This is a genomic window from Butyrivibrio sp. VCB2001 (genome assembly GCF_000423965.1).
Taxonomy (GTDB): domain Bacteria; phylum Bacillota; class Clostridia; order Lachnospirales; family Lachnospiraceae; genus Butyrivibrio.
The window spans coordinates 1-19,603 of the sequence record NZ_AUIZ01000014.1 but is presented as its reverse complement, the minus strand read 5'-3'; the positions used below and the strand labels follow the sequence as shown (position 1 = coordinate 19,603).

Genomic DNA, 19,603 nt, shown 5'->3' with positions numbered 1-19,603 from the left:
GAATTCTTTTACTTCAATAAGCACTTTTTTTACTTCTTTAACAGAAAATTTACTTTTTGTTTCTTTTTCTTGTGCAAAATGGACATGTTTATTTGGTATAATTAATAATTTGCACAAATTTCTTGTCATATTGCCATATAAAGTCTGAATGACTGTCCTGATGTTAATAGTAATGTATAACATCAGGACCACCCCATTCCAATCAAATATTGGCAAGGTCTTGCCAATGAATGCTCAGTGAAGGAACTCAACAGACTTAAGAGAACAGCTTCCGCTTCCTTTATATATAAGGTAAAGTGGATTTTCTCCGGAAACCGCATCAAACCTGCATTCGTGGGCTGTCCAGATGTTTGATCCGATTGCTTTCAAAAGAGCTAAAGGCTCTTTTGAAAGATCGGTCTTAATTTCAAAGTGACCATTAAAGTATGCCCTCGTCTTAATGCGAAGTCCTTTTACATCCTTAAGATCAAAGTACTTAAATCCGATGGTTGTTCCGTCTGTAATTCCTTTGATGTAGCCTTCGTTCTGGTCGCCATCGCCACCTTCCTGGACAATCCTTGGAGCGCCGTCCTCAACATACATCTTCTTCTCGGGAGTGAAGATGTTGCAGGCAATGTAAGCAGGGTATTCACCGATGTCCTTAAGAGGAGCACCGTTAAGACCGCAGGAGGTGATCTCTATCTGAGGAATCTTTCCATCTTCTGTAAACTCGATCCTTTCTGCGCAGCCCTGTCTTGAGAACCAGGTGCCATGGGTATGTCTGTGGTAAAAGATATACCAGCTGCCTTCAATTTCCACGATGCTGCCGTGGTTGTTGGCGCCGTAAGCGGATGGATCCTCGGCTTTCTTGTAGGTATCTATATGGAGGTCGCAGTTACTTACAATAACGCCGCCGTAGGTAAATGGGCCTTCCGGTTTATCAGATGTTGCATAGCACAGCTCGTGCATAACTTCCGATGAGTAAATGAAGTAGTAGGTATCTCCATGCTTTCTGATGGATGGAGCTTCGAAGAAAGCGTGTCCTTCGAAATCTGTTCCCTGGCTGTACTGGGCACCTGGCACGATTATCTCGGGAGCCTTAACTACTGTCAGCATGTCTTTTCCAAGGACTGTGTACATTGCACCGTGCCTTGACTTGTCACCATGTCCGCAGAAGCCTGTGTAGAGGTAAGTGAGATCGCCCTCTGTCATTACACCGGGGTCAAACTGTGGCTCGTCGCCGGCTTTTTTGCCGAGCTTTGTTCCGTCTTCGTAGTGAACATATCCGTAGAATTCAAAAGGTCCTGCAGGAGTATCGGCTACTGCTACCGACACGACATTTTCCTTGTCGAGAACATAGTAGAGATAGTATCTTCCATCCGGTCCGACTGTGATATCAGGTGCATAGAGGCACTGATGTCCGTCAGGGTTTAAAGGATCTGAAGTCTTGGGATAGATAACACCCTCGTAGTGCCAGTTGCCAAGGTCATTAACAGGTGCTGACCAGCACACATAATCTCCGAGGCAGAAGGTCTCTCCTCCCACAAGATCGTGTGAACCGTAGACATAAACCCTGTCTCCGAATACGTAAGGTTCGCCGTCCGGGATGTATTCCCAGGATGGAAGATAGGGGTTGACTGCCTGCTTCTTGCTGCCCTGTCTTATGCCGCCTTCCTGCCTTGGTGATGCTCCGCGGCCAAGGAATTCCATTTCGTTTCTGGCTGCATCCGTATAGGCTTCCCACTTCGGAAGAGGAGTTCTGTCCTTGCCACATCCGTTGGGATCACCTGTTTTAATAAAGTTTGCAAAGTAGTCGCACATCTGACAGGCCAGATCAAAGTGCCTTCCTGCGTAGGGCCTGTGACACATGTGAAGTGTATCGAAGAAGAACCACAGATCTACTGAGTGGAAAGTGCCGGGATAAGAATCTCCCTTATGACCGTCTCCCGGAATGTCGGGATCAAATCTGTAGTAGTAAAGCTTCTGATCCGGGCGGTTTTCATTTGCCTTCAGGAACACCTGCTTAACAGAGCGCTCCACCATGTTTACGCCGGCTTCTGAAAACTCATCCGTGGTGTTTCCTGAAATGATGGGAACATCAAGACTCTTGCCGTTTGCGATATTTTCTGTGGGATCATCCTTGCAAAAGAGTCCGTCGATGATCGGGAACATTCTTCTGTGAGTTTCTGCAAATTTGTTGTAGCCATCAAGTAGCTCTCTTGAAGAAAGAGCTCGTGATTCTTCCAGGTCTTTTACACCGAGGCTCTCAAAGAATTCTTTTCCGAGGTCCTCTGCCTGCTTAAGGTTTAATGGATGGAAGATGTCTGCGTCCGAATTATCGAGTCTTATGATTCCGCTAAAGATCGCTGCGGCTTTTATGATGTTTTTGTTGTCCTCGCAACTGAGCTGATGCTGAACGCTGGCTCCGCCTGCTGACTGGCCTCCGATAGTGATCCTATCCGGGTCTCCGCCGAAGGAGGCGATATTTCTTTTAACCCAGTCAAGACCTGCCTTCTGGTCGAGAAGACCGAAGTTGGAAGGAGAAGCCGGTGATTCGCCTGTTATCTCGGGATGAGCCATAAAGCCAAAGCATCCAAGACGGTAGGCAATGCTAACGACAATGACACCTCTCTCAGCAAGAGGTTCTCCGTTAAATTCCATCTCTGCCGTGTAGCCCCACTGGAAGCCGCCGCCGTAGATCCATACAAGGACGGGGAGTTTCTCGTCGGCTTTTTTGGCAGGAGTCCAGACGTTGAGGTAGAGGCAGTCCTCGCTGTTTCTGATCTCGGGATCAACGTGCCACTCGCGGTTATAAACGAGCTCGCCGATGCCCGGTGTGTCCTGCATTGAGATGGGGCCAAACTCGAAGGCGTTAAGTAGCCCCTCCCAGTTCTGCACAGGCTGTGGCGCTCTCCATCTGTTTTTTCCTATAGGTGGTGCTGCAAAAGGGATGCCCTTAAAGACCGTGATACGAGGGTCATTTCCGGGAAGTCCCCTGACTTTTCCGTTTTCTGTTACTGTTTCTCTAAGCATGATTTTTCCCCTTATTCTCATGAATTATATAGTTCATTAATTTTAATTTATTCTCGACGGTCACCATCTTCCAATCAAATAATGGCAATAAATTAGCAATTTATGAAAAGAAACGGAAATAATACTTGGTGTATATTTTTCTATAACATGAACCAAAAACTTGGAGGATTACCAAAATGAGTGATATCAAGATCCTAAGCAGCTACAAGGCGCTTTCAGACCACAACCCTGTAATGGTGCAGAGATTCGGAGCTGACCCTTATGCGCTTGAGTACAAGGGAAGAGTATATATTTACATGACACTGGATTATCCGGAGGTCAACGACATCGGAGAGATTCAGGAGAATACATACAGCAAGATCGACAAGATCAGCGTCATTTCATCTGACGACCTTGTAAACTGGACTGACCACGGAACGGTCTATGCAGCAGGTGCAAACGGCCAGGCGAAGTGGGGCGGAAATTCCTGGGCGCCGGCAGCAGCATGGAAGACAATAGATGGGAAGGATAAGTTCTTTTTGTACTTTGCAAACAGTGGAAACGGAATCGCAGTCCTTACGGCAGACAGCCCTGTCGGACCATTTACCGATCCTCTTGGACATGCACTTATATCAAGGGATACACCGACCTGTGCTGAAGTAACATGGCTCTTTGACCCGGCGGTTCTCATGGATGATGACGGCGAGAGCTACATATATTTCGGTGGCGGAGTTCCCTCTGACGACAAGGCGTCCGATCCCGGAACAGCAAGGGTTGCCAAGCTTGGAAAAGACATGATCTCTATCGTGGGAGATCCAAAGCCCATAGAAAATGTATCCTATCTCTTTGAGGATTCCGGCATAAATAAGATTGATGGAAAGTACTATTATTCCTACTGCTCAAACTTCTCCATGACACCTGAAGCCGAGAAGGAAAAAGGCTTTGAACAGGGCGAGATCATTACCATGGTTTCCGATGACCCGATGGGGCCTTTTGAGATGGCAAATCCCGTTCTGAAGAACCCTGAGCATTTCTTTGGACTTGGCGGAAACAACCACCACTGCATGTTTAAGTTTGAAGGCGAGTATTACATAACCTACCACTCAAGGATATTAGAGGAGAGCATGGGCATCCTTAAGGGCTATCGCAGCACCGGCATTGATAAGCTTGTGATCGATGAGAAGGGGCAGCCTTCTGCCAGTGTTGCTACAAGAGAGGGTGTTAAGCAGCTAAAGTGCGTCGATCCTTATGTGGAGACAAAAGCAGTTACCATGTCAAATTCAGCAGGTGTTGCCACAAGGCAGTACGGAGAAGAGGCGGTTAAGTACGGCTCCGGCGACATGATCCTGACTGCAATCAAGAGCGGAAGCTGGGTGCAGATAAGTGGCGTGGACTTTGGCGCAGATCCTGCAAGGCTTGTGGAAGTTATGGTGAAAAGAGCTGACGGAAGAAAGTCAGATAAGATAAGAGGCAAGATCCTTGTATGCCTTGACTCACCTGAGTCAAAGCCCATAGAGGAGATTGAAGTCAGTATGGAGCCTGTAAAGGGAGTGGACGCCGGAGAAGAGCTTATTAAGATTTCAAACAGGCTCGATACTCAGGCTGCGGGAATCCATGATCTGTATTTTGTCTTTGAGGGTGAAGGCTTTGAGTTCTATTCATGGAAATTTGTAGAGTGATTTTACGCAGCGAAAACTGATATGGAAGATATGGGGGAAATTATGGCAGAGACAGCAAACAGGGGGCCTGTGGCACCCAAGGATCCAACAAAGAAACGACCTTTTTTCTATATTTTGAAGGACAAGGAAATATTCGGAGCTCCGCAGCCGGACGGAAGCTTTGCCCACTTTTTGTACATGGACATGGGAAGGCTTACGGATGCGGCCAAGCTCACGGGCAATGTCACAGATGAAGAGATGATAGAGAATCTGACCACAAGAGCAGGTCTTCAGAAGATGGTCCACTCCATCGGAGTCAGCGTTTCCTGCGAGAAGGCAGCTGAGAAGACAAGGTTTGTGGCAGAGATGTATCCGAATACTCCCGGCGAAGAGGTAACAGTCATTGAGGCTGAGCTTACCATGGATGGCATGGATACTGTAATTGAGCTTGATGGCATCGACTGGAAGGATGGCGATAAAGAGCTGGGGCAGATGAGATTTCTTTTTGATAAAGAGGGACTATGCGCCACCACAGATGTGAGGTTCTATCTCAATGACGGATTTGAAGCTCCCGAGCAGCCCGAGGAAGTTGCGGTAGATTTTGCTTCTGAAGGCTACAAAAAGATGATCGGTAACAGCCTTATGCAGACCGGTAATACCGAAAGGCTCAGAAAGGTCCTTGATAAGGCAGCTTCCGGAGAGGATGTAACCCTTTCATTTATCGGAGGCTCCATCACTCAGGGAGCAGGCGCTATTCCAATCAATGAGAAGTGCTACGCAAGAGTCTTTTACGAGGACTTTGTAAAAAGATATATGAAGGGCGGAGAGTGCACCTTTGTTAAGGCCGGTGTTGGAGGAACTCCTTCGGAGCTTGGAATGATCAGGTTTGAGAGAGATGTGCTTCGTGATGGAAAGTGCGAGCCGGACCTTATTGTCATCGAGTTTGCAGTTAACGATGAGGGCGATGAAACTCAGGGCGTATGCTACGAGAGCCTTGTGAGAAAAGCTCTTTCTCTTCCCTGGAAACCTGCGGTAGTTCTGCTGTTTGCAGTTTTCTCAAACGACTGGAATCTTCAGGACAGATTATCTCCTGTTGGAAAGAATTATGATCTTCCGATGGTCAGTGTTCTTGATGCCGTAAGTCCGCAGTTTCCGCTGATGCCTAAGGATGGGCGCGTCATCTCCAAGAACCAGTACTTCTATGATGTGTATCATCCAAGCAATCTTGGACATCAGATCATGGCTGACTGCCTGTCGAATCTGATGGATGTGGTAAGTGCAGGGGCTCTTCCTACTGATCAGGGAAAAGAGATTTCTCTTGCGGAAATTGAGCCGGCAATCGGAGCGGATTTTGAGCAGGTAGAACTTCTTGATAAGAAAGAGATGGATGCGCTTAAAGAGAAGTACGATATTGCAGAGGTGGCCTGCGGCTCTTTTGACCAAAAAGATGAAGACCTGCAGGCTGTGGAGATGGATAAGGATATCGAGATGACTCCTGAATTTCCGCACAACTGGTGCCACAAAGGTGGAAGTGAGCCCTTTAAGATGACGCTTACCTGTAAGAGACTGCTTTTGATATTCAAGGATTCAGCTGCTGCAAGCCATGGCACGGCTGAGGTCTATGTTGATGGCAGGAAGGTCCTGGATGCGGATCCTCACGTAAACGGATGGACCCACTGCAATGCCGTGATCCTAGTAAATGAGATAGAGAGCAGGAAACGGGAGGTCCTCATTAAGATGAAGAATGGAGACGAAGATAAGAAGTTTACCATTCTCGGATTTGGAGTCTGCTGAAATAGATATCAGAAAATGAGAAAAAACATGGCGGAAAATGTGAAGAAGCATGTCGCCATGTTTTTGTATAATTAGCCATAGAAGGACTATGGGGAAACATGGGGAAAACGAAATGGGTAAATTAGTACTTCCAAAGATCATTTCGGACGGAATGGTCATTCAGAGACGTAAAAGAATACATATTTGGGGATGGGACGAGCCCGGAAGAGGAATCGAGGTAAGGCTCGATAATCTCATGTCCACAGGAAAGGCTGACGAGAGAGGAAGGTTTGACATCTACCTTTCCGCAAAAGAGAGCGGAGGCCCGTACGAGCTCATCGTTTCAGATGATAAGGACGAGGAGATTGCTGTTAAAGATGTAATGATAGGAATCGTGTGGCTTGCCACCGGTCAGTCCAATATGGAGCTTCCCATTGCCAGGGTTAAGGACAGGTATCCGGCACTTGCGCAGATTGAGGAGAATCCGGGGATCAGGACCTTTAAGATCGTGGAGGACACAGATTTCCACGGACCTTTGGCAGAGCTGAGGAGCGGCGCTTGGAGCAGAGTTAAAAAGGATACCATCATGGACTTCTCTGCGACAGGATACTTCTTTGCTGCATATCTCCAGAAGCTCACAGGTCAGACTGTTGGATTTATAAATGCATCCCTTGGCGGATCCAAGATTTCTTCCTGGATGTCAAAAGAGATGCTGGAGGGGTATGACGAACTTATAGAAGAGGCGGATAAGTACGCCGAGGATGATTTCAGAAAGAATCAGGCAGACAAAAACGTTATTAATGGAACTCTCTGGAGAGAGAAGCTCGATAAGCTTGACAGGGGACTTTCAGAGAAATGGATGAAAGAGGACCTTGACGAGCGCAGCTGGAAGGAAATGGATATTCCGGTGATGTTTAAAGACACCGAGCTAAACGGAATGTGCGGATCTGTCTGGTTCAGAAAGAGCTTTGATCTGCCAAAGGAACTTGCCGGAAAGAACGCAAGACTGTTCCTTGGAACAATGGTTGACAGGGACGAGGTCTTTGTTAACGGAGTGAAGGTCGGCGGGATCGAGTATCAGTATCCGCCGAGGAAATATGATATTCCTGAGGGACTTACCCGGGAAAAGGGAAATGTTATTGCAATAAGGCTCTGCGTTGAGTACGGCCTTGGAAGAATTACTCCGGACAAGGAGTACAAGATCTTCAACGATGATGCTGAGGTAAGGCTTGACGGCACCTGGTACTACAAGGTTGCTGCAAGATGCGGAGAGATTCCGCCCACAGACTTTATCAACTGGCATCCGACAGGTCTTTACAACGCCATGACTGCGCCTTGCCACAACTTCCCAATCGATGGAATCATCTGGTATCAGGGTGAGTCAAACACCTATGAGCCATATGACTATGTGGATCTTTCAAAGCGCATGATAAAGGGCTACAGAGATAAGTGGGGAGAAGAAAACCTTCCTTACATCACGGTTCAGCTTCCTAACTTTGTTATAGATATTCAGCCGGTGGACGACCCATGGCCTGAGTTCAGATTAAAGCAGGCAAAGCTTTTGGACGATCCGATGGTTGGAATGACAGTAAATATGGACCTTGGCGAAGACAACGATCTTCATCCCACAGGAAAGCGCCGCATCGGCAAGCGCCTGGCCCTCTGGGCTGCGCACCTTCGCTACGGCTATGCCGGCGAGTTCACAGGCCCTACACCTATTCCTGTTTCAGTTAAGGTTACAGGTTCAGGCCTTATGAAAGGCGCAACTGTAGAGATCAGGTTTGATCACGCTGACGGAATGGTTGCCAGAGACATCGGCAAGGGCAGCGAGATCCGCGATTTTGTTGTGGTTGATGATAAAGGAAAAGAATACGAAGCCAAGGCTAAGATTGTCGGCGAGGCAATTCAGCTTCAGACAAACCTCAAGGCAGAGAAGATAAAGAAGGTCAGATACCTGGTTGCATACACATACTCAGGCGCCATGATCTACAACAAGGCCAACCTCCCAATGGGCCCCTTCGAACTCGAAGTAAAATAAGCCGAGGGAGTCAGTGGGGACGGTTCTCTTGGGGAGTCAGTGGGGACGGTTCTCTTTGACTCCCTTTGTTTGGGAATTTTATCGTTCTTAATTATCTAACAAGGGAGTCAAAGAGAACCGTCCCCACTGACTCCCCAAGAGAACCGTCCCCACTGACTCCCCGGTAACTCACTGCTTGGTGTAGGTTCGGCCGGCGACGTCGGCACCCTGGAGGTACATCTTGCGGTACTCGGTGGGTGAGCAGCCGTTCATATCCTTGAATACACGGTTGAAGGTTGAAAGAGAGAAGAAACCTGACTGCAGTGCGATGTCCATGACTGAGAGGTCGGTGTCGCCAAGGAGCTCCTGAGCCATCATCACGCGACGCTTGGTGATGTACTGATAGCAGGAGATGCCCATGGAGGACTTAAAGAGTCTCTCGAAGTGGTACTTGGAAAAGCCTGCAAGCTCAGCAAGCTGTTCAACCGAGAGATCCTCACTTCTGTGGGAATCGATGTAGTTGGTTACAGCCACGAGTTTTTCAATGTTTTTAGACTGGGAATCTGAAGTGCCGGTGGGAACAATAGCATCCACAAGATGCATGCTTCCTATCTGGGCGAGGATCAGAGTCACCAGAGAATATACAGATATCTGAAGGAATTCATCGCTCTCTCCGTAGAGGCGCTCAATGTCCCAGAAGTAGTTCTGAAGGCGAGCAGCTTCCACAGGGAACTGGCTCTGCTTAACATGAACGTAGGGCGGAAGAGTCTTAAGGAGCGGAACCATAAGAGAAACCTGTGAGTAGCGAGTAAAGTCAAAGAGAAGGATCATCTTCTCACCGCCCGGTGCAACAGACAGGTACTCATGAAGGGTTCCGGGAGCGATAAGCATTATATCTCCGGGAACGCAGTTGACAACTGCGGAAGAGTCGTTGTGAAACTTAACCTGGAATGACCCTGACAAAGGAAGGATCAGCTCTACCTCGTTGTGCCAGTGGAGCGGATATTCGTTGAGCGTATTGTGATAGAGAAGGACGCCCTTTAAAGTGTCGTAAATTATATCTTCTCTGGACTGGGCGTTAATATCTTCAATCATGGATCATTCTCCTTTGATTTATGTTAACTCGTACATATTCTAGCATTTTACGCCAAGGGCGTGCAAATATTTGTGATACAGAAGGGAAAACTTTTTATGGGAACAACTGATTGGACACAGCTTTGGCTGAATTACCACAGAGTCTGCGAGGGCGATGGCGTATGGAACATCACCCTTGAAGGATTTTCAGATTCAGATGCTGTCATATCAAATGCAATATGCGAGTTCAAAAAAGCTATAGAGCTCCTTACCGGAGAACAGGTAACAAATCAGACAGAGGCCGGCAAGAAAGCGCTGACACTTAAGATCACAAAGGTCGCTTTAATATCCGCAGAAGGCTATAGCATCAAAGGAAACGCTAATGGCATAGACCTTGGCGCATCAGATACAAACGGCGTTCTCTACGGCGTCTTTGCAATCCTGCGCCTAATAGCATGTGGCAAAAGAGCTGATGAAGTAGCCGAGACTGCCTCCCCATCCAACCCTCTTAGAATGATGAACCACTGGGACAACATGGACGGCAGCATCGAGCGCGGATACTCAGGAAATTCCTTCTTCTTCGAAAACGAAGAGATCATCATAAACGACAGGACCAGAGACTACGCCCGTTTCATGGCCAGCATCGGCATCAACGGCGTTGTCATCAACAACGTAAATGTAAAGGGAGCAGCTTCATACCTCATCACTGACAGGTACTTTGATAAGGTAAAAGAGCTTTCGGACATCTTTGAAGGCTACGGAATAAAGCTCTACATGTCCCTCAACTTCGCATCACCTATCGAGATCGGAGGCATGGACACCTGCGATCCTCTTGATAAATCAGTCATCTCATGGTGGGAGAAAAAGATAAAGGAAGTTTACGACAATCTCCCGCACCTCGGAGGGTTCCTTGTAAAGGCGGACTCAGAGGGAAGACCGGGACCTTTCACCTACGGAAGGACTCAGGCAGATGGCGCCAACATGCTCGCAGATGTGATAGCTCCTTACGGCGGAATCATCATCTGGAGATGCTTTGTCTATAACTGCACTCAGGACTGGCGTGACACCAAGACAGACAGAGCAAGAGCCGGCTACGATTACTTCAAGGACCTTGACGGAGCATATCATGACAACGTCATCCTTCAGATAAAGAACGGACCTATGGACTTCCAGATCCGCGAACCCGTATCTCCCCTTCTGGGCGGCCTTACAAAGACCAACCAGATGCTGGAGGTTCAGGCAGCTCAGGAGTACACCGGCCATCAGATCGACCTGTGTTATCTCATCCCTCTTTTCAAGGAAGTTCTCGACTTCCACACACATTGCAATGAGGAAAAAGACACTGTGGCTGACGTTATAAGTGGTCGCACCATGGGCAACAACCTCGGCGGAATGGCAGCAGTCATCAACACCGGAAACGACATGAACTGGACCGGGGATGACCTGGCAGCAGCCAATACTTACGGATTCGGAAGATTGTCTTTTAACACAGAGCTCACAGCTGAAGAGATAGCAAGAGAGTGGATCGCTCAGACGTTGAATCTTCCAAAGAAGGAAGAGGACATCCTCTGCAGCATGCTTCTTCGCTCAAGAGAGATCTACGAGAGATACACATCACCTCTTGGAATCGGCTGGATGGTAACACCAAACGGCCACTACGGACCAAGCGTTGACGGCTATGAATACTCAAGATGGGGAACCTATCACAGGGCTGATCACCTTGGGATCGGTGTTGACAGAACAGACAAGGGAACGGGCTATGCCCAGCAGTACTACCCGGAAAATGCAAAGTTGTACAACGACCCAAATACCTGCCCGGAAGAACTTCTTCTTTTCTTCCATCACATTCCGTACACCTGGAAGCTTAAGACCGGAAAGACACTGATCCAGCACATCTACGACAGTCATTTCCAGGGAGAAGAAGAGGCAAGAGGTCTTGCAGCAGACTGGGACAGCTTAAAAGGCGCAGTTCCCGAGGAAGTCTACAAAAGAGTAAAAGAAAGGTTCGACCTTCAGCTGGATAATGCCAGAGAGTGGAGAGATCAGGTGAACTCCTACTTCTACAGAAAATGTGGCATTCCGGACGAAAAAGGCAGAACCATATATTAAGAATCAAGCTTTATGACCAATATTTAGGCTTAGCCCACGCGGTTCGATAACTGATACTGCTTGGGCGAGACGCCTATCTGCGTTGAGAAACGCCTTGAAAAGCTGGAATAATTGTTGTATCCCACCATGAAGCACACATCGTAGGGGGAATTATTTTCCAGCAATAATTTTTGTGCAAGAGCGATTTTTTTTGCATTAATGTAATGTTTTAAAGAGTCTCCTGTCGCTTCGCTAAAAGCGCGGCTAAGGTGGTCACTGCTGTAGTGAAGCTCGGCAGACATGGTATTTATAGTGATCTCATCAGAGAGATGCTTGTCGATATATTCCAGCACTTTTGCCACGGCAACGGGCATAGTGCTGCTTTTTTTCTGCGGAGGAACGTTCTCTGAGTACTTGCAGGTAAGAAGAAGGAACTCTGCAAGGTAGGCTTTCGCCAGCACGCTGTGGCCGTAGCACTCGCTGTGAAGGGCTTCCTCAAGGTTTTTTGCCACAGCAATGAACTTGGGGATGGACTCCTTTGGAATGCGCAGGTGATTCATGTTTGCAGAATTCGTGCTCCTAAAGAGCGTGCTAAAATCAGTCTCGGAATCGCCGAGGCTCTTTAGATACTCGTACTGAACGTTGATGACGATCCTCTCATAGCCGCTTACATCCTCGAGGTCAACACCGTGGAAGACCAGCGGGCTTATAAAGAAAATATCCCCGGGCTCCATCTTGAAAAGCTCGGGCTCCACCATCATATTTACATCCCCTTTTAAGAAAAGAACAACTTCATATCCGTCGTGGTTGTGGACAGTGCTGATGTCAGTGGGATCGACACGGGCCTTCTTGTGCTCGCAGATGATCTCGCTGTCTATGACGGTATACGGGAAGTTCAGACACTTTTTCATACCTCTCCTTATACATGGGAAAAGAGCTTGTGCACTTTATATCGGAAAATGCAAAAAATATATGGTTTTTTGTGTATTTGTATTAAAATCCCATGCCCTATGATTTATTTATAGCATTCAAATGGGGAAACATCAACAAGCAAAAGTGGAAAGAAAACCTGGTGGGGGTAAAAGTGTCAAAGGTCAGTTTTGATAACAGGTTAATGTTCACTTACGAATCTAAATCTTTTCCCGGAGTCAATAAGGTAGCAGCACTGGTCAGGCAGGACCTGTACCTGGTAACAGGGTTTCATGCAGGTGAATATACAAAGGGATGTAAGTGTAAGAACCTGATAATTTACGGAACCGTCGGCAGGAGCGATTACCTGGATGAGCTTGAAGAAAAGGGACTCATAGATTTAGAGGAAGTGAGAGGTAAGTGGGAAGTCTACAGCTTTCAGGTTATAGACAGCCCGATGGATGGAGTTGATCACGCAGTGGTCATCGCCGGAAGCGACAAGCGCGGAACCATCTACGGACTGTTCCATCTCTCGGAGCTTCTCGGGGTATCACCACTTGTTAACTGGAATCACGTATTACCCAAAAAGAAGAAAAACGCTTCATTGACAGATGAAGTAAACATGGTCAGCAAAGAGCCATCTGTTAAATACAGAGGATTCTTTATAAATGATGAGTGGCCGGCTTTTGGAAATTGGGCCACAGAGCACTTCGGTGGAATAAACGCCAATTGCTATGAGAGAGTTTTCGAACTTCTCCTTCGCCTTAAGGGCAACTACTTATGGCCTGCCATGTGGGCGTCAAACTTCAGCATGGACGGACCGGGACTTGAGAGCGCAAGACTTGCGGATGAGTACGGAGTGGTGATGAGCACATCCCACCACGAACCCTGCATGAGAAGCGGCGAGGAGTACAGGCTCCTTCGGGGAGAGAACTCAATCTACGGAGATGCCTGGGACTTCAGGGCAAACAGAGAGGGAATCACCCGTTTCTGGCGAGACGGACTTATAAGAAACAAGTCCTTTGAAAATGTAATAACTCTTGGCATGCGAGGCGAGAGAGACTCAAGGATACTTGGGGATGATGCTTCGCTACAGGATAACATAGATCTGGTAAAAGACGTTTTGAAGACCCAGAACGATCTTATCAAAGAAACAATTGATGATGATTTAAAGAACGTTCCGAGGCAGATAGTTCTTTTCTCCGAAGTGGAAGAATTCTTCTACGGCAATGAAAAGACAAAGGGCCTCATGGGTGATCCGGAGCTTGAGGATGTAACTTTAATCCTCTCCGATAACAACGTCGGCTACACAAGAACACTTCCGGATAAGGAGATGAGAAATCATCCCGGCGGATTCGGAATGTACTATCACATGGATATGCACGGTGGTCCTTATTCCTTTAAGTGGATAGGAGCCACCTTCCTCCCAAGGGTTTGGGAGCAGATGACAGCAGCTTACGAGTTCGGCGTAAGACAGATATGGGTCACCAATGTTGGTGATATAGGCACTCAGGAGCTTGGTCTTTCATATTTCCTTGACCTTGCTTACGACATAGATAAGTGGGGCGGCACAGATGCAGCCATCACTGAGACTTACGTAAATGAGTGGGCGGAGAGGCAGTTTGGTGGTATGCTTCCCCTCTCCGGAAGAAACAAAGCAAAAAAGATCCTGTGGGATTACACCTCTCTTCTTGAAAAGAGACGCCACGAGATCATGAATGCAGATGTTTACCACCCTCTTCACTTTGGAGAGGCAGACATGGTCCTTAACCTCAGCGATGAGATACTTAAGGAATCAGCTGCACTTAAAAAGAGAATAGATGTCGAGAACCTCTCGGCATTCATATCTCTTTTGTACTATCCGGCCTGCGGAACGGCCAACCTCATGAAGATGTGGATACTGGCCGGCAGGAACAAGTTCTTTGCAATGCAGAACAGGATTGAAGCCAACGATGTTGCAGAGCAGCTTGACGCTTGCGTAAAAGAAGATGCCCGTATCATTGATGAATATGAAACGGTGGACGGCGGCTATTACAAAGGCTTTGGCAGATCGGAGCATGTGGGCTTTATCAACTGGAACGAAGAGGATAACAGATATCCAATAAGGCATCTTGTATATGGCGCAAACTCGCCGAGGATGCTGGTTTCCAGAGCAGAGGATGAGAACTACATGACAGGCCTTGAGTGGAATGATCACCCTCAGACCTGGAGTGACATGCTAAGACCGGATGTGAGCAGTATCGAATTTGACCTGATAAGTGGAAGTGAGATCCCATACAAATACAGGATCAGCACCGATTGCAGCTGGCTTTTGTTTTCAAAAACAGAGGGCGAGGTCAAAAAAAGAGAGCGGATTACCCTTTCGGTGAATAAAGCTCTTTTGTCCGAAAAGATCACAGGCACGTTTACAGTGGAAGGCATTGGAATCGGATGCGCACACGTAACGGTGGAAGCTTCCCCGGCAGATGCTCCAAAGGGACTCTTTATTGAGAGCGACGGATATATCTGCATGGAAGCAGCACATTTTTCCGAAAAGGCTGACACCAAAAAGGGAGGATTTAAAGTTCTTTCTCCCTATGGAAGAAGCGGAAGCGCCATCAAAGCATTTCCTGTGACAGAGGATTTTTACAGGGGAAAGACAAGACCCAGTGTCACATACAGATTTATGGCGACGGAAAATAGTGAGTACGAGGCAGTCTTTTTACTGGCACCGACAACACCGGTTACTTTTAAGCCGGAGCAGTACCTGGGATACTCGGTAAACGGCGGCAAGACAAAGATCATAAACACCGTCAGAGATCCGGAGAACCAGTTTTTCTTCAGCCCGCAGTGGCGTGAGGAAGCAATAAACAGCGTCAAGATCGTCACGGACACAGTAAAGCTTGTAAAAGGGGAAAATGAACTTAAGTTTTACGGCTGCAGTCCGGGAATCGTTCTTGAGAGGATAGTGCTTATAAAAAAAGGAATTAAAATCCCGAAGTCCTATCTTGGACCCAGGGAGAGCTATATCAGGGGATTAGAGGAGGAATGAAATGAGCAGGCAAGCTAAGGCCCAAAATAAGGCGGGCGCCGGTGTCTATCTTAAAAAGTACTGGCAACTTTATGTGATGTTATTTTTACCACTGTTGTATCTTTTGATCTTTAAATATGCACCTATGATCTATGTGCAGATCGCGTTCAAGAAATACTCGCTGGTAGAGAGTGTTTGGAAACTGCCACTGGCAGCTAATCACGGTTTTGAGTATTTCATCAAGGCATTCGGAAATAATGATTTCAGATATGCACTTAGAAATACACTGACACTTAACCTGCTGGATCTTGTTTTCGGATTCCCGGCACCTATCATATTTGCTCTTATATTAAATGAGCTTTGCTTCCAGCGTTATAAGAAGGTTGTGCAGACCATCGCTTACATGCCTCACTTCCTTTCATGGGTCATCATCTACAGCTTGGCTCTGCAGCTCCTTGCACCCAATGACGGACTTGTAAACATGGTTCTTATGAAGATGGGCGGATCATCAATCCCGTTCCTTAACGACGCAGCTCACTGGATCGGCAGCTACATCGGATTCGGTATCTGGCAGAACTTCGGTTGGGGCTCCATTGTATATCTGGCATCAATTGCCGGCATTAACCCTGAGCTCTATGAGGCAGCAGCCGTTGACGGAGCAGGCAGATTCAGGAAGATGTGGCACATCACACTTCCGGGCATCAAGCCAACCATCGTAGTTCTTCTTATCATGAACCTCGGAAATATCCTGGGTGGCGGGTTCGATCGACCTTTCGCATTCCAGAACAACCTGGTCATGAAGGTGGCAGACGTTATCGCAACTTATGTATATCGTGTAGGTATCAAGGGACTTCAGTTCTCGCTGACAACAGCGGTTGGACTCTTCCAGTCGGTTGTTGGTGTGTTCTTCCTGCTGATGGCTAACTTTATCTCTCGTAAGCTTGGCGAGAGAGGAATCTGGTAAGGGAGGGCAAAAGAGATGAAAGTAAAATCAACGACTGATAAAGTATGGGACTGGGTGTTCGTGATATTTTGCCTCTTTGTGAGCCTTATCTGCGTAATCCCTATGCTGAACCTTCTTGCCAAATCCTTAAGTGGTACGGATTTCCTGGTAAGAAATGAAGTATATCTTTTACCTAAGGGACTTAACTTCGATGCCTATGCAACGGTACTTAAGGATCCCAAATACATAAGAGCATTTGTGTGGACTGTATTTCTTACAATTGTCTGCACGATAGCATCTCTTACAATGACAACACTTTGTGCTTATCCCCTTATCTTTGAGCACTTAAAGGGAAGAAAAGCAATTAACATTTTTATCACCATTACCATGTTCTTCAACGCAGGAACAATTCCGAACTACCTGCTGATGCAGAAGCTCCACCTGCTCAGTAACCCATTGGTTCTGATCCTGCCCGGTGTACTTAGTGTTTACAACATGATCATCATGAGGAGTTTCTTCTATGGAATTCCTGACAGCTTAAGGGAATCAGCTGAGATTGACGGAGCAAGTCTTTTCAGGATACTGATGAGCATTTACCTTCCTCTGTCAAAGCCGGTTCTTGCAACACTTGCACTGTTCTACGCAGTAGGAAGATGGAATGGTTACTCAGATGCCTTGATGTACATGAGAGATGACAGGTTCTACACACTGCAGCTTCTTTTGTACAACATCATCAACAACATCAACCAGGTAGAGGTTGCAACACAGGAGGGCTTCTCAGCTCCGGGACTTGCTGCATCACTTAAGGCAGCCATCGTTATGTTCTCAACCATCCCGATCCTGTGCATCTATCCTTTCCTGCAGAAGTACTTCATCCATGGCGTAACGCTGGGTGCGGTAAAAGAATGAGTACTTAGCGAGGTATTTTCGAGGTTAGTACGAATTCTTGTTCTGGCGAGCGCTCGCGCGAGAGCAGAACTTCCTTGTTGGTAATTATTAAAAATTCACATAAAAAATATGGAGGTAGAGTTATGAAGAAAAAGGTATTATCTATGTTTCTTGCATCTGCAATGGCTCTTTCAATAGTTGCCTGCGGATCAGAGGGCGGTGGGGCAACCACAGAGACACCGGCAGCTACTACAGAAACACCTGCTGCTACAACAGAGACACAGGCAGAAGCACCTGCTGCTGAGCCTGAGACAGCATCAGAGCTTACAGACGGTAAGTTCGCTGACACAAGAAAGATCACAGTAGAGATCTACGACAGAGGAAATGACGGCGGTTCAGATCCTGAGAACAACATGTACACAGAGTACATCAAGAAGGGAATGCTCGAGGAGCACAACGTAGAAGTAACCTTCAAGAAGGTTCCAAGATGGACAGAGGTTGATGATATCAACAACCTTCTTGCAGCAGGCGAAGCTCCTGACATCTGCGTAACATACAGCTATCCTACAGTTCTTACATACGCTCAGATGGGCGGTGTTATCGATCTTCAGGACCTCATTGAGCAGTACAAGGCTGATACACCAAACCTTTGGAACTGGCTTGGCGACCAGAACATGCTTTGGGACAAAGACCCTAAGACAGGCGAAGTTTGGGCACTTGAAGGAAGACGTGCTGAGCAGCAGAGAATCGTTACTTTCGTTCGTCAGGACTGGCTCGATGCTCTTAACATGAAGGCTCCTACAACAACTCAGGAGTTCGAAGACATGCTCGTTGCATTCAGAGACAACGCTGATACTCTTCTTGGAAAAGACGCTTCCAAGATGGTTCCTTTCTCAACAAGCTATGATGTAGGTTGGAGAGCATCTAACATCATCACATCTTTCATGGATCCTAAGATTACTGACAAAGAGTACTACATCAACGGATTCGATGACAGAGCAGTTACACAGGCTTCAACAAAGGAAGCTGTTAAGCTCCTTAACAAGTGGTATAACGATGGTCTTATGTGGAAGGATTTCGCTCTTTACGGAAGCGGAGACACAACTGAGGACGATATGATCAAGGCCGGATATGTAGGCGCATTCCAGCACAACTGGGATTATGTATTCAGAAACGGTGAAGATTCAATCAACTCTAACCTTCAGAGAAACGTAGGTCCTGATGCTAAGTTCGTACCGGTTGACTGCTTCCAGAACGCTGATGGAAAGTATGCTAAGTGGCTTTACTCTTCAGCAGGCGACAGAAAGCTCTTCTTCCCTACAACAAACACAGAGCCTCTTGCATCACTTCTTTACCTCGACTTCATTTCAAAGCCTGAGACAATCAAGTACCTCCAGGCAGGTGAAGAGGGTGTTACACACGAAGTTCTTGAGTCAGGTGCTATCCAGATCATCGCAGCAGAAGGCGATGCAATCCAGAACTCAGGTAAGAACATTGACTACACAATCACATGTAACGGAACATACTTCGGTGATCAGAAGCTTGCTGACCTTTCAATCGCTTATGGTTATGCCGGACAGGATCCTGAGCTTGTAAGTGCTGCTGACAAGATCTCAAAGACAGACGGACTTGAGCCTAAGAACGTTAACGTTGGTGTTATCGAGGCTGAGGCAGGTGTAGGTGATACACTTTCAGCTAAGAGAGATCAGGTTTATGATCAGGCTGTAGTTGCTTCAACTGCTGACTTCGATGCAGTTTGGGAAGCCGGTATTGCTGATTACCTTTCAGCAGGTGGACAGGCTATCATCGACGAGAGAACAGCTAAGTGGGCTGAGTACTTCGGCGATGCAGATATGCTTCCATAATATTAAGTTCCTCAGGGGCTGCGCTTTAGGGCAATGTCATTAAGTTAAGATGACACTATAAAGATCTCTACATCTGAAAATGATGTAGGGGTCTTTTTTTCTAAAAACAGTTGACATGTAAGCATAAAAGTGCGGCCGCTTTCGCTACAGATTTATTTTTAGAGGTAGCGAAAGCGGCCCTTGAAATTAGAGGCAAAAGTCTAAATTCAAGGAGGTGCACGTGAAATCAAAACAAGTTAGAGATATTTTACTAAAGGAGATACACAGCGTTTGCAAGTCCATCGATCAGTTCTGTGTTTCTCCGGGAAAGGATTTTGTTAGGAGCAGAAAAATACCAATTGAAAAACTTATACTAGCAATCATAGGTATGGGGAACAGAAGTATCAC

The 19,603-nt window shown here is 47.0% G+C and carries 11 protein-coding genes; 8 read left to right on the top strand and 3 right to left on the bottom strand.

Translation table 11 applies throughout. The features are described from left to right. Positions 1–234: 234 nt before the first annotated feature. Entirely contained in the window at positions 235–3,012 is a 2,778-nt protein-coding gene (locus tag G589_RS22390; protein ID WP_196811883.1) for a carboxylesterase family protein, read from the bottom strand. A gap of 176 nt (positions 3,013–3,188) precedes the next feature. Between G589_RS22390 and G589_RS0112370 the strand changes: the two genes are divergently transcribed. The 3 genes from G589_RS0112370 (at position 3,189) to G589_RS0112360 (ending at position 8,460) form a co-directional block, all read left to right on the top strand. Then, a complete protein-coding gene (locus tag G589_RS0112370; protein WP_026522367.1) occupies positions 3,189–4,670 on the top strand; it encodes a glycoside hydrolase family 43 protein in 1,482 nt (493 codons plus the stop codon). Positions 4,671–4,712: 42 nt separating this feature from the next. After that, positions 4,713–6,443: an SGNH/GDSL hydrolase family protein gene (locus G589_RS0112365; protein ID WP_026522366.1), complete on the top strand. Its 1,731-nt coding sequence runs from the start codon at positions 4,713–4,715 to the stop codon at positions 6,441–6,443. A gap of 112 nt (positions 6,444–6,555) precedes the next feature. Next, positions 6,556–8,460 carry a sialate O-acetylesterase gene (locus G589_RS0112360; protein WP_026522365.1) on the top strand — a complete coding sequence of 635 codons (1,905 nt, stop codon included), beginning with the start codon at positions 6,556–6,558 and terminating at the stop codon, positions 8,458–8,460. A 168-nt stretch (positions 8,461–8,628) separates the two neighbouring features. Here the strand turns inward: G589_RS0112360 and G589_RS0112355 are convergent, their stop codons facing one another. Continuing rightward, complete coding sequence (locus tag G589_RS0112355) at positions 8,629–9,534, bottom strand: AraC family transcriptional regulator (protein ID WP_022768000.1); 906 nt, start codon at positions 9,532–9,534, stop codon at positions 8,629–8,631. Between the two features lie 96 nt (positions 9,535–9,630). Here G589_RS0112355 and G589_RS0112350 point away from each other — a divergent pair, with 96 nt between their 5' ends. Then, positions 9,631–11,622, top strand: a complete 1,992-nt coding sequence (locus tag G589_RS0112350) for a glycoside hydrolase family 20 zincin-like fold domain-containing protein (RefSeq protein ID WP_051192368.1) — start codon at positions 9,631–9,633, stop codon at positions 11,620–11,622. 29 nt (positions 11,623–11,651) lie between these two features. On the opposite strand, the gene G589_RS0112345 is transcribed toward G589_RS0112350, so the two are convergent. After that, the gene (locus G589_RS0112345; RefSeq protein ID WP_026522363.1) at positions 11,652–12,512 is read right to left on the bottom strand and encodes an AraC family transcriptional regulator; all 861 of its coding nucleotides are present in this window, start codon (positions 12,510–12,512) and stop codon (positions 11,652–11,654) included. Between the two features lie 173 nt (positions 12,513–12,685). Here G589_RS0112345 and G589_RS19900 point away from each other — a divergent pair, with 173 nt between their 5' ends. From G589_RS19900 to G589_RS0112325, 4 genes are all read left to right on the top strand, one after another. Continuing rightward, positions 12,686–15,541, top strand: a complete 2,856-nt coding sequence (locus G589_RS19900; RefSeq protein ID WP_035776062.1) for a glycosyl hydrolase 115 family protein — start codon at positions 12,686–12,688, stop codon at positions 15,539–15,541. Between the two features lies 1 nt (position 15,542). Continuing rightward, positions 15,543–16,484 carry an ABC transporter permease gene (locus tag G589_RS0112335; RefSeq protein ID WP_022768004.1) on the top strand — a complete coding sequence of 314 codons (942 nt, stop codon included), beginning with the start codon at positions 15,543–15,545 and terminating at the stop codon, positions 16,482–16,484. A 15-nt stretch (positions 16,485–16,499) separates the two neighbouring features. Next, positions 16,500–17,372, top strand: a complete 873-nt coding sequence (locus G589_RS0112330; RefSeq protein ID WP_026522362.1) for a carbohydrate ABC transporter permease — start codon at positions 16,500–16,502, stop codon at positions 17,370–17,372. Between the two features lie 122 nt (positions 17,373–17,494). Beyond that, a complete protein-coding gene (locus G589_RS0112325; RefSeq protein ID WP_026522361.1) occupies positions 17,495–19,216 on the top strand; it encodes a sugar ABC transporter substrate-binding protein in 1,722 nt (573 codons plus the stop codon). Positions 19,217–19,603: the final 387 nt, after the last annotated feature.